The following is an 11,995-nucleotide window of genomic DNA, read 5'->3' as shown; positions in this document are numbered from 1 at the left end:
ACTAACGGATGGTCGTTTTTTTATTTTACCTGCAGTGAATGCTCATAAGCTGCTTGGAACTTTTGAATGTCCCCCGCACCCATGAATAACACGACACTGTTTTCATGATGTTGCAATATTGATGTTGTGTTCTCCGTAATCAGCTCGGCACCAGGAATCTTACCTTGAAGGTCTTCAATCGATAACTTCCCTTGATGTTCACGAGCAGATCCAAAAATTTCACATAAGTATACTTTGTCGGCCAAATTCAAGCTGTCGGCGAATTCATCCAGGAATGCCTGCGTTCTCGAGAAAGTATGTGGCTGGAATACCGCAACAACTTCACGCTCTGGATATTTCTGACGCGCCGAGTCAACAGTTGCAGAGATCTCGGTCGGATGGTGTGCATAATCATCAATAATGATCTGACTTCCGATTTCCTTTTCGGAGAACCGGCGTTTAACTCCGCCAAAAGTCCGCAATTGGGCTTTCACAGCTTCCGTATCCAAGTTTTCATATTTACAAAGTGCAATGACACCCAGTGCATTCAACACATTATGCTTTCCAAAAGTAGGGATAGTGAATGTATCATAGTAATTGTTCCTTACATGCACATCAAAAGTCGTGCCATCCGGAGTGACGGAAACATTTTTCGCTTGAAAATCATTTCCTTCTGCAAATCCGTAAAAAATAACCGGTACTTTCGCCTGAATATGTGGTAAATGCTCATCATCCCCGCACGCAATGATGCCTTTGTTGACTTGAAGGGCCATCGTTTGGAAAGCCTCGAACACGTCTTCGACATTGGTGTAATAATCAGGATGATCAAAATCGATATTCGTCATGATTGCATAATCCGGATAGTAGGAAAGGAAATGACGGCGATATTCACATGCTTCGAATACGAAGTAATCGGAATTCGCGATTCCTTTACCCGTTCCATCCCCAATCAAGAAGGATGTCGGTTTAGCCCCCCCCATTACATGGGCAAGTAAGCCGGTCGTCGATGTTTTACCATGCGCTCCCGTAACGGCCACGCTGATGAAGTTTTTCATGAAATCACCTAGGAAACGGTGATAACGGATAATTGGCAAATCAAGTTCTTTTGCCCTCACGATTTCCGGATGACTATCCGGAAAAGCATTACCTGCAATGATGGTCATTCCAGGTTGTATATTTTCCTCGTTGAAAGGAAGGATTTTAATCCCAGCTTTTTCTAATGCCAATTGTGTAAAAAATTCTTTTTCGTAATCGGAACCCTGCACTTCAATATTCATATCATGCAGTATTTGTGCAAGAGCACTCATACCCGACCCTTTAATTCCCACAAAATGGTAAGCAGTCATAAAGCGAACCTCCACCAATCGTCTACCTGTATGACAGTATATGACGTCATCTTTTATTTGTTTTTCCATTACGAGACTTGTTAGTAACGCAATTTCTTCATAGGTTTTTCAAACTTATATTTTCAATCATTCATCAACAAAAAACTATTATATCACTTTTTTATTCATTCATCCATGTCAGGCAGATACCAATTTATCAAATCATTGGCTTTTCCCTCAATTAAGGGGATAAAAAAGGGTTTTCACCTTTCACATTATATACAATTTCCTTTTATTAGGTTCTCTTAATTAACATGTAAAAATTCCAGTTCTTCTTCCGTAATCAATACATCCCTGGGCCTTGAGCCCCTGGATTCGGAAACGACTCCCTGCTGCTCCATCATTTCTATTAGACGCGCTGCACGGTTATAACCGACACGGAAACGCCTTTGGACACTCGATGCAGATGCAGCCTGCTGGCTCACGACAAATTCACAGGCCTCAAAAAACAGTTCATCCGTTTCTTCCGTGACCTGGGCCTTGTTCAGCAAGTCTTCCTGTTCAAACAGGTAATTCGGCTGCTGCTCCAGTTTAACATGGTTGACGACTTGATCGATTTCCTCATCACTCACAAAAGTCCCTTGCAGGCGCACCGTTTTTGAAGAGCCGTTTTCAGCAAATAACATATCTCCTCTTCCCAATAATTTTTCTGCACCGCCGCTATCGATGATTGTACGGGAGTCGACTTGTGAAGAAACCGAAAAAGCGATCCTTGTTGGGATATTTGCCTTGATCAATCCAGTTATGACATCGACTGAAGGTCTTTGAGTGGCTACAATCAAATGGATGCCGCAGGCACGGGCCTTTTGAGCAATCCGGCAAATCGCTTCCTCTACATCGGCCGGGGACATCATCATTAGATCTGCAAGCTCATCGATGATCACCAGGATATATGGCAGCTTGCTTGAATATTGACCGGCTTTTTCCGCTTGGTCATTAAAGCGGGTGATATCACGTACGCCGGCATGTACAAACAATTCATAACGCCGTTCCATCTCCTCTACAGCCCATTTCAACGCAGCCGTAGCGGCTTTTACATCGGTTATGACTGGACTGACCAAATGCGGGATCCGGTTATATGGGGCAAGCTCGACCATTTTCGGATCGATCAACAGTAATTTCAACTCCTGCGGCGTCGCTTTATACAGCAAGCTGACCAGCATGGTGTTGATACAGACACTTTTCCCCGATCCCGTTTGCCCAGCAATCAATCCATGAGGCATCTTTCTCAAATCCGTGATAATCGGCTGACCGGATATATCGAGTCCTAAAGCCACAGCAAGCGGTGATTCATGCTCTTGAAACTCAGTACTTTCCAAAACCTCCCGCAAAAATACCGGTTTGCTTTTCCGGTTCGGAATCTCGATGCCAATTGTATGTTTACCCGGGATAGGCGCTTCCATCCGCATATCCTGAGCAGCAAGACTTAATTTGATGTCATCCATCAGGTTCGTTACTTTATTCACCTTCACCCCCGGCTCAGGATGCACCTCGAAACGAGTTACTGCAGGTCCTTGAGTGACATTGACTACCTTTGCACGGACATTGAAATTTTTCAATGTCTCATCAAGTAATAATGTCTGTTCCTCGAGCCACTCATCATCATGCACAGCATAAGTGGGAGGTGTCAGCAATTCGATATTCGGAAACACATAGTATGGATTATCATCCGCTTCCACGGAACCAAAAACTGCCGGGGTATCGTCCTGGCCACTTTCTGCTACCGCCTCTGTATAAACTTCTTCTTGATACCCATTTCCAGAAATGGGGGATTCCTGTTCAAAGAGCGGCCCAGGGTTCGAGCCGATATTGGTTTCAACTGCATTTTCAGGAACGGCGGCCATTTCGAAATCAACCACACTGTCCAAAAAGGTTGGTGTAATGACCGGAGTCTCCTCTTTCGACATAGCTCTGCCTTCCTCCGGTTCCCTTTCAGGAATCACGGATGGCTTCGCTTGTCCTGCCCCCGTTTCCGCATCATCATCCATTGGTCGCTTATCAGATGAAACTACCGCCCTTTCCGAATTAAGGCTTTTTTTTTCCGGCATCATTTTATTCATGAATCCATTTTTTTCCCGATCTTGCTTAAGCATCATCACATTAAATGGGATATGTTTTTTCGAACGTTTAGGCTCTACTTCCGTTATTGCCTCTGATGGCTCACTTTCTGGCCGTGTCCCTTGACTGAAGGATGGTTCAGTTGGTTTTATAGTAACTTCCCCAGGAACCGGTACAGCTTCAGGCGGTGTGTCATCCACTTGTTCCATGATGGATACAGCAACTTCGCGTCCAAAGTCGACTTGTCCCTGCTCAATTTCCTCTTTTTCAACCTCAGGCTCGATTATGGCAGGCTCGCTTACTGCCTCTTCTGGCAGTGACTCAATGGAATCCCTCCGAAAGAAAGCGGGTATCTCCGAATCTTCCCTTTTTTCTTCCGCTTGTTCCGGTATAAGAACGGCTGGTTCTACCGTCAATTCCTCATGTGACATTTCTTTTGAGATTGCAGGAATGGATACTGGAATCTCAATATCGGGTTCTGCTTTTTTTAGGACGGGCATTTTGCTTTCCAATTCATATTCGACAATTGCTTCAGAAGGGACTATTTTTTTTTCCGGACGACGGAACCCATAAATGGGTGAAGGGATTTCCGTTGGGCGGAATGGAGTATTCGACGGGACTATTTTTGAGGTTTCCTCCCGATCTAAGCTTCTCCGTTTTGGTTCAGGATCCCTTACAGGCCTTCTCGTCGTTTCTTTGGTCACATTCTTCCCCTGTTTGGGTTCCTTGTCTTCCCTGTTTCTTTCCCTAGGCTTTCTTTTATTCTGCTCCCTGTCTGGAATGAGGGGAAACTTGAACTGTCCTTTTGGATATTGAAACAGGATTTTCGTATCCGGGTCTGGCGTCTGGGACATTTTTTCCACTTTTTGATTGTAAACCTTTATTTCTTCTTCCTTTGATTTCGGAAGCTTCGAAAAATCCATTTTCCTTAATGTCTCTTCATCAAGCGGTTCATCTATAATAATTTCTTCAATTTCAATAATTTCCTCTGCTTGGAACCATTTTTTCATCTTATTTAGCCATTTCAAAACTATCACTCTTTCTACATCTGTAGTATGTAACTAATTCTACCAGTTATTTTAAAAATATCGAGAAAATTTAAGCTAAATTGGGATTAGTATCTATTTTTTTATCTCATTCTCACTAACTTAACGTATTTCGTACAACTCCTACCCTATTAAACCCCTTCTGGCATGAGTGTAAACCTATCCATCGCGAAATAACATTAGCCCCTAGTCTACTATTTAAATAAAACACCGCTGTTAAATCGCGTTTACAAAGAGATTAAGTTTTCATGCAGACCTGAAAGCAGACTGGCCATTCTTTGAATCATCCTGTACGAAACCTCCGGTGACATCCATATACCTGCCGAAACCCACAAAACACCGTTCGTTAATACCGAACGGTGTTTTGTGGGTTCCAGCGTTTTTTTTGCAAACCAAGACCAAAAGGACTATTTCCATTCAACTGCATACAACCTGCGCCACCCCTTTCGGTTTACAGCCAATGTAAAAGAAGCAGCCTGGAATCTTTTCCGCATAATAAGAAAAATCTTCTGAACCTGAGAAAACCGGAAATTCCACGACCTTCTTAATATCTTTGTCATTCATGTTTTCCAAGTAATTTATCACGAATCCAGTCAGTTCAGGGTCATTATATACGGAGGATAATCAGACAAATATGTAAGTTCGCACTGAACATCAAACTCCGTTTCTATTCCTTTGACGATCCGGTGGACTTCCTTATCGATCAGCTGTTGGGTCTCTGCTGTCATAAAGCGGACACCCCCTTCTATTTCTATACGATCTTCAGTGACATTAAAGCTTCCTTTTCCATCGCAGGAGCCGATTGTGACTACGCCCATATCAACAGGGTTCAAGCGACGGCTGACTACGGTTTGTACGGCTGTCACGAAATGGGCGTCTGCAAATTCAGAAGACTCTACTAAACTTTAAAAGGACCGCTGCCAGATGCTGACACGGTCCTTATGTGATTCAATATATTATTGTTCACGCTTTTTGTTTTTACCCATAATGAAGATGGGCTCCAACTCATTTTCTTCATAAAGGAATGATAGAGCCGTTATCGGAACATGACCGCTGGCAAAAAAGCTCATCGCCATTTGCGCAAGAATATCATAGCCCGTATCATTCTTCACATCGGCAATGATGATGACATCCTGATGCGGTATGGACACAGCCATGGTCCCTTCGATCTTGTCCTTCATTTCCCGAAGCCAAGATTCATTCAGGATCCTGCTGGCATCATATCCATCATTCGTGTTCAAAAAATAAAATGCATTACCTGCAACGATATCCGACTTCATTTCAGTAGATAGGGAACGGGCATTGAAAAGGGCAATTTCACGGATCCTGTCACCCTGCCAATTTTCCCGTTGAATCATCTTTTCATCTATAAGACGATAGGTTTTCCCTAAATCAAGGGCATAAAAAATCCGGGTTTCAGCCGTATGCTCATCGAATAAAAACGGATTTCCTTCTTCCGATTCCATTGGAAAGGAGGTCGATCGAATGACCGGGAATATGAATTTCTCCTTGCCTTCCATGCTGTGTTCTTCCCCCATCACATTCAGGGCCTCTTCCACGTAATAGGCAATTTCATCGATGGCTTTTTCCTGTACGTTTTCATAGTTAGCAAGCACAGGGGGCAATTCAATGGTGATCCCTTTCCCGGTCTTCACATTTTCCACCCGTAATGTATCTTGCTTGCTATCGAATTTGAATGTGCGATTCTCATCTTTTAGGCGTTCCCTCAAGATATTTTTCAGCTTCGTGCTGTCCATTTTCATGACTGACCCTCCTCTTCATTGAAAAATCCCCAGCGAGAAGGGGAAATTGATTATAGTGATTGTATGAATTCCTCAATTTGTTCTTGTGTTTTGCGATCCTTGCTTACGAATCTGCCTAGCTCTTTGCCATTATCATACGCAATGAAACTTGGTATACCGAATACATCATTGGCAGCACACACATCGATGAATTCATCACGGTCAACATAAATGAATGTAAAGTCAGGAAATTTCGTTTCTATCTCAGGCATTATCGGTTCGATTACACGGCAATCTCCACACCATGTTGCTGAAAAAAGAAAGATATGTTTGCCTTCATTTTTCAATGCATCGTATTGCTCAACGGTTTGTAAATTTTCCATTTGAATATTCCCCCTGCTTATTTATGACATCTTATTTTTTATAATCCAATCATACCAGACTCTCCTCGAATCAACCATTAATTCGGATCGGTTGAACGACCCGGTCATCTTATTTCTGGGGCACGGATGAAACGATTTCCATCATTTGTTTCGCATCGGTTTTTAATTGATCTTTATCCGTTTCTGTCGTCATCTTGACCCCTCCGATCCCCACTGCAAGCTCATACTTTTCTTTCGGTATCTCTTTGATCGAGATAAAGCCGAATTTATCATCGGTTTGAAAAGAATGCAGCACTACATATTGATCCTTTTGTTCCTTTATCGCCAAATATAAAACGGAGCTGTCCTCTTTTTCATTCGGATTGACAAATAATATATAAATCTTATCACCTTTTTGTACAATCAAATTGTTATCATGTTCTTCTACTACCTTAAAATCCTTTGGCAAATAGACCTGAATAAGCCCTGCCTCGAGATTGGACTGTTTTTCGTCGTCACGAAAAGCCACTTCTGCGGCCTTCATTGCCTTTTCAGTTTGCCTCTCGATACCTGAGCATCCCACAATCAAACTGCCTATTAACAGGAAAACAAGAAATTTTATATTTGATAAAGCCATCGTCATTCCTCCAGCCATCTCTTTTACTCACTTAAGGATACTATTATCCTTATTTACGAAATTCATCCATTTTCACAAAACATGATACAATGAAAGCAATTTAAATACCGAGGAGGAAAACAATGAAATTAACCGTGTATCTTGCTGGGGAGATCCATTCAAATTGGAGAAGCGAATTGAGAGATAAGGCCGTTGCACTGAAACTTCCTTTAGAATTCGTCGGCCCGATGGAAAATCATGAGCGCTCTGATAATATCGGTGAAGATATTCTTGGGGAACAGCCTAACCCCATCCTGAAGGATGAGGCCGCTTCCCAAATCAATAATTTGCGGACAGGTCTTTTGATGAAAAAAGCTGATCTTGTCGTCGCTCTGTTTGGGGAGAAATATAAACAATGGAATACGGCCATGGACGCAAGCACCGCCATTTCCCTAGGTAAACCTCTTATTTTGATTCGCCCCGAATCCCATCACCATGCCTTAAAGGAATTATCGGAAAAGGCGAGTGTCACGGTCGAATCCGTGAACCAAGCCATGAAGGTACTTTCTTATATTTTTGAAGAGGGGCTGTAAATCACCCTTGCCAAGGGTTCAAGTATGGAGGACTGATCATTTCATATTTACCCAACTAAAAAGCTTGTAGGGGAAATAAATGCCTAACCTCCCCTGCAAGCGAAAAACGAATAAATTTCATGGTTGACCCTTATCCCTTTTTAATGGGTATCCAAATTTCGGAGTAATAGTCAGGATTTGAAGCGTCGTCATTCGCGTATACTTCCAACTCGGGAGTTCCGGCATGTTCATAACCGCTGGTAGGGAACCATTCGGAAAAAATTTGCTTCCATGCTTGTTGGATGGCATCAGGCATAGGTCCGTGAACTTCAAATACAACCCACTTGGACGCCGGTATCAAAAGGGCTGAAAACTCTTCAGGCACATTCCCTGCATACTCTGCACCTATCCAATAATCCATCGTTTCATTTTTTTCCACAGCCCGCTTATCGACACATACACCAAGCAAGCCATCTATTTGGCCATTCTTCAACTTCGCTAACCTATTTCCTGTTCCATCCGAATTCACTTTCTCCCACAACTTCGGAATCCCAATCAAATTCTCTTCATTAACCAAGGAAAACTCTTGTTTGATTCCAATCAATTGAAAGGAATCCCTTTCAAGGATATTGTATTTCATCGGTTTTGCCCCTTTCAAAATCACCTGTATCACCAGGTGTTCATAGAATTTCAGCTTCCCCATATACTTTCGGGCTTCGCTTGGAGATACCCCATGCTGCCTTCTAAAAGCTTTTGTGAATGCCTCGGGGGTATCATAGCCATACTTGAGGGCTAAATCAATGACCTTGCCCTTTGTGGATGAAATCTCCTGGGCGGCTAAGGTCAGTCTTCGACGCCGGATATATTCACCAATGGAAATATCCGTTAATATGGTGAATGTCCGTTGAAAATGAAAAGCTGAGGCATTCGCCTGCCTGGAAATGCTCTCGATCGACAGGTCCTCCAATAAGTGCTCCTCGATATATTCGATGGCCTTTTGGATTGATTCAACCCACCCCATTCCGCTCCCCCCTTGTCACTATACTAGCAAGCCCGCTCAATAAAATCCTGTCTGATTCTGCTCTGTTTTGGCAGTGTTCGTTTCCATCTTTCGAAACCAGCCATTCCATGACATTGATTCAAAAATCCTGCTTTTTCATTCCCAGCTTATACTCGTATTGACCGGCTAGCATCCTCATGATATGAAGGAACATTTCCCCCCTGGTAATTCGCCCTTCTGTAATTACACCGATCGCTCCTTCCTTTTTGCTACTATTCTCTTGCCTTGTAAAGGCGTCCATCACAGGTCCCAGCTCTTCACCATCCAGCAGCTTCTCAGCAACTATTCCCGGTAGTGGGATTCTCGCTCCGCCAGCCACAAAGACCTCACCGTCCCTTGTCGCCATCGCACCCCAATTACACAGAAACAGGCCTTGCCCCATTTTCACGACACCGCCTTCAAGTCCGATACCCAATTCGGCATCACTATGAATCAAGCAATTCCGGGCACGTGTCATTGCCCCCTCCATCGTTTCCTTATCTGAAAAAGGCTGTTCCGGGACCCCGCTCTCCACTTGAAGCGAAATGATTTCTGCCTCTTCATATACGCCAAGCACGGCACTTACTTTCGCCGGATTCTTACTGCCTACTGCAATTTTCAATATCATTACCTTCCTTTTATGTAAAAAAAGCTGATGGAAAAGGATTCGTGACAGCATCCCGTTCCATTTCAGCTTCCTTCATCAACCGTTTTTTATCAAGGTCTCGAATGTCGTTTTATCACAAGAACGAACCAATTTCCCAATCAATTCACGTGCAGCGGCATAATCATCAATATGAATCATGGATGCATGTGTATGAATATATCGGGAACAAATGCCAATTACCCCGCTCGGAATGCCTTCGTTTGCAATATGGACCTGCCCTGCATCCGTGCCGCCTTGCGAAACGAAATATTGATACGGAATATCATTCGACTCGGCCGTATCAAGAATGAATTCCCTCATGCCGCGATGCGTAACCATCGAACGATCAAAAATGCGGAGCAGCGCCCCTTTCCCCAGCTGGCCAAATTCACTTTTACTTCCGGACATATCGTTTGCCGGACTCGCATCCAAAGCGAAAAAAAGATCCGGTTTGATCATATGAGCTGCCGTTTGCGCACCCCGTAATCCCACTTCCTCCTGGACGGTTGCTCCGGAATATAAGATATTCGGTAATGTTTCACCTTTTAAATCTTTTAACAATTCAATCGAAAGTCCGCAACCGTAGCGATTATCCCACGCTTTAGCGAGGATTTTCTTCTCATTGGCCATCGGGGTGAAGGGACAAATCGGTACAATCTGCTGACCTGGCTTAATACCGATTCTCTTCACATCTTCCTTATCATCCGCCCCGATATCAATCAGCATATTTTTGATATCCATTGGTTTTGAGCGTTGCGATTCATCTAGCAAATGGGGCGGAATCGACCCGATGACACCAATGACCGGACCGTTATCGGTTATGATTTCGACTCTTTGGGCCAAAAGCACTTGACTCCACCAGCCTCCCAGGGTCTGAAAGCGGATCATTCCATTTTCCGTTACGGAGGTGACCATGAATCCCACTTCATCCATGTGCCCGGCAACAAGTACAGTCGGCCCATCCTCATTGCCTCTTTTTACGCCAAATATTCCGCCAAGGCGATCTTGGACGATTTCATCCGAATACTTTTCCAGCTCACTCTTCATGAAACTCCGAACTGCATGTTCATTTCCTGAGGCTCCCGGTAATTCCGTCAATGTTTTAAAAAGCTCCAAAGTCTCATGATTCATTTTTTCTACCCCTAACCTATGTATTGTTTCTTACTATTTTACAAAACTTAGCATCGTGTTACACTAGAAAGTTCTAATTTATCAGTTAATGGGTAAAATTTCAAATTATTAGTCAAATAAAGCGTACTTCTGTATACTAGAAGAAGTTATTTTAAAAAATGCAATGGGGGAGAAATCAATGAATTGGAAAACGTTTTTACTAGGTACTGCAGCCGGGTTTGCTGCTGGCTTTGCAACAAAGCAACTATTGGATCAATCAAGTCAACCTTCTCCGGATAAAGTCTTGGCCCAAGTGAAGGAAACAGTCAAAAAGGATGGAAATATATATGGCTCTTGGATCTTGATGAAGCCGGAGAACTATACAAAAAATGATTTGGACTATGAAGTGTATAAAGGCGGGATAACCAGAAACACAGAGGGGAAACGCGAGCAATTCGAATTTGTTGCAGATGCCTCGACAGGAACGATATTGGAGCTTAATGCGCAAAATGATTGAAATAAAAAAGGAGGGACGTCTAAATGACGTCCCTCCTTTTGCTTTCCCGCTTACCGCTTCCGTTTCATTTCGGCTATTTTCTCCTTACCCGTTTCATCCCATTTGATGGCACAGTAATAGGCATCATGGTAAAAGCTATACCAGGACCCATTTTCCAGTCCGGATTTCATCCACTTTTCCTTCGCCTCGATGGATGTCATGGGATAATCGTCATAAGCGAGTACCCAGAGGACATTCGCATGCGCATGTGTCGGCATGATATCTGCCATGTGAATCAAACTATCCCCACCATCCTCAATGATGATGATCGCATGTCCATCACTATGACCCCCAGTATGGATCATTTTAATGCCGTCCGTAATTTCATGCTCATTTTCAAAAGGACGTACAAGAGAAGCGACAGCCTCCCAGTTTTCTACCCAATATGTACTTTTTGAACGAATATTCGGGTTTTTCATTTCCTCCCATTCAGTTTGGGTCGTAATGATTTCTGCACGCTCGAAAACAGGAACCCAAGTTTCACCTTCACGTTTCGTCAAACCGCAGGCATGGTCGAAATGTAGATGGGTCATTAAAATGTAATCGATATCATTTGGCTGAATCCCAAGTCTGTCAAGATCTTCGATAAGATTGGATTCCTCCGTCACCCCAAAATTCCGTTTCTGCTTGTCATTCATTTTTCCATTACCAATACCGGAATCTATAAGCATGTTCAATCCATTAGCCTGTACCAAAATCGGATCCGTACGTAACTCGATTTGGTTATTTTCGTTAACAGGATACTTCTTGGACCAAAGCGGTTTCGGTACAACACCGAACATCGCCCCACCGTCCAAGTGAGTCACACCGCCACTCAGCCATGTTAATTTAAATTCCCCTATTTGCATCGTTTCCATTTTACCCCTCCTCTCCCTTTAGTTTAA

11 protein-coding genes and 1 pseudogene are annotated in these 11,995 nt (G+C 43.3%); 2 read left to right on the top strand and 10 right to left on the bottom strand.

The window, feature by feature from the left end; all coding sequences use genetic code 11:
* Positions 1-20 precede the first annotated feature (20 nt).
* The 6 genes and pseudogenes from murC to IOC57_RS00125 form a co-directional block, all read right to left on the bottom strand.
* Positions 21-1,325, bottom strand: a complete 1,305-nt coding sequence (gene murC, locus IOC57_RS00150) for a UDP-N-acetylmuramate--L-alanine ligase (protein ID WP_207436828.1) — start codon at positions 1,323-1,325, stop codon at positions 21-23.
* Between the two features lie 284 nt (positions 1,326-1,609).
* Positions 1,610-4,450: a DNA translocase FtsK gene (locus IOC57_RS00145; RefSeq protein ID WP_396020735.1), complete on the bottom strand. Its 2,841-nt coding sequence runs from the start codon at positions 4,448-4,450 to the stop codon at positions 1,610-1,612.
* Positions 4,451-4,903: 453 nt separating this feature from the next.
* Positions 4,904-5,349, bottom strand: a pseudogene (locus tag IOC57_RS25610) (M20/M25/M40 family metallo-hydrolase); the annotation flags it as partial.
* Between the two features lie 75 nt (positions 5,350-5,424).
* Positions 5,425-6,231 (bottom strand): DUF1444 domain-containing protein, encoded by an 807-nt coding sequence (locus IOC57_RS00135; protein WP_207436826.1) that lies wholly within the window; start codon positions 6,229-6,231, stop codon positions 5,425-5,427.
* A gap of 50 nt (positions 6,232-6,281) precedes the next feature.
* Positions 6,282-6,593 (bottom strand): thioredoxin family protein, encoded by a 312-nt coding sequence (locus IOC57_RS00130; protein ID WP_207436825.1) that lies wholly within the window; start codon positions 6,591-6,593, stop codon positions 6,282-6,284.
* A 109-nt stretch (positions 6,594-6,702) separates the two neighbouring features.
* Positions 6,703-7,209, bottom strand: coding sequence for a hypothetical protein (locus IOC57_RS00125; protein ID WP_207436824.1), 507 nt, complete (start codon positions 7,207-7,209; stop codon positions 6,703-6,705).
* 122 nt (positions 7,210-7,331) lie between these two features.
* Between IOC57_RS00125 and IOC57_RS00120 the strand changes: the two genes are divergently transcribed.
* Positions 7,332-7,781, top strand: a complete 450-nt coding sequence (locus IOC57_RS00120; protein ID WP_207436823.1) for a YtoQ family protein — start codon at positions 7,332-7,334, stop codon at positions 7,779-7,781.
* Positions 7,782-7,911: 130 nt separating this feature from the next.
* Here IOC57_RS00120 and IOC57_RS00115 read toward each other — a convergent pair whose 3' ends face one another.
* The 3 genes from IOC57_RS00115 to IOC57_RS00105 form a co-directional block, all read right to left on the bottom strand.
* Complete coding sequence (locus IOC57_RS00115; protein ID WP_207436822.1) at positions 7,912-8,781, bottom strand: AraC family transcriptional regulator; 870 nt, start codon at positions 8,779-8,781, stop codon at positions 7,912-7,914.
* A 118-nt stretch (positions 8,782-8,899) separates the two neighbouring features.
* Positions 8,900-9,421, bottom strand: a complete 522-nt coding sequence (locus IOC57_RS00110; protein ID WP_207436821.1) for a DUF84 family protein — start codon at positions 9,419-9,421, stop codon at positions 8,900-8,902.
* Positions 9,422-9,502: 81 nt separating this feature from the next.
* On the bottom strand, positions 9,503-10,576 hold the full coding sequence (locus IOC57_RS00105; protein WP_207436820.1) for a M42 family metallopeptidase: 1,074 nt from the start codon (positions 10,574-10,576) through the stop codon (positions 9,503-9,505).
* Between the two features lie 178 nt (positions 10,577-10,754).
* Here IOC57_RS00105 and IOC57_RS00100 point away from each other — a divergent pair, with 178 nt between their 5' ends.
* Entirely contained in the window at positions 10,755-11,072 is a 318-nt protein-coding gene (locus tag IOC57_RS00100; protein WP_207436819.1) for a PepSY domain-containing protein, read from the top strand.
* A 50-nt stretch (positions 11,073-11,122) separates the two neighbouring features.
* On the opposite strand, the gene IOC57_RS00095 is transcribed toward IOC57_RS00100, so the two are convergent.
* On the bottom strand, positions 11,123-11,968 hold the full coding sequence (locus tag IOC57_RS00095; protein ID WP_207436818.1) for a YtnP family quorum-quenching lactonase: 846 nt from the start codon (positions 11,966-11,968) through the stop codon (positions 11,123-11,125).
* Positions 11,969-11,995: the final 27 nt, after the last annotated feature.

Origin of the sequence: Bacillus sp. SD075 (assembly GCF_017355165.1) — a bacterium.
Lineage (GTDB): Bacteria > Bacillota > Bacilli > Bacillales > DSM-1321 > Peribacillus.
Note: the sequence above shows the minus strand (reverse complement) of the source record. Positions and strands in the feature narration are given on the sequence as shown.

Coding starts and splice junctions, on each gene's coding strand:
- murC (WP_207436828.1), bottom strand. CDS start 1,325: ATGACTGCTTACCATTTTGTGGGAATTAAAGGGTCGGGTATGAGTGCT.
- IOC57_RS00135 (WP_207436826.1), bottom strand. CDS start 6,231: ATGAAAATGGACAGCACGAAGCTGAAAAATATCTTGAGGGAACGCCTA.
- IOC57_RS00130 (WP_207436825.1), bottom strand. CDS start 6,593: ATGGAAAATTTACAAACCGTTGAGCAATACGATGCATTGAAAAATGAA.
- IOC57_RS00125 (WP_207436824.1), bottom strand. CDS start 7,209: ATGGCTTTATCAAATATAAAATTTCTTGTTTTCCTGTTAATAGGCAGT.
- IOC57_RS00120 (WP_207436823.1), top strand. CDS start 7,332: ATGAAATTAACCGTGTATCTTGCTGGGGAGATCCATTCAAATTGGAGA.
- IOC57_RS00115 (WP_207436822.1), bottom strand. CDS start 8,781: ATGGGGTGGGTTGAATCAATCCAAAAGGCCATCGAATATATCGAGGAG.
- IOC57_RS00105 (WP_207436820.1), bottom strand. CDS start 10,576: ATGAATCATGAGACTTTGGAGCTTTTTAAAACATTGACGGAATTACCG.
- IOC57_RS00100 (WP_207436819.1), top strand. CDS start 10,755: ATGAATTGGAAAACGTTTTTACTAGGTACTGCAGCCGGGTTTGCTGCT.
- IOC57_RS00095 (WP_207436818.1), bottom strand. CDS start 11,968: ATGGAAACGATGCAAATAGGGGAATTTAAATTAACATGGCTGAGTGGC.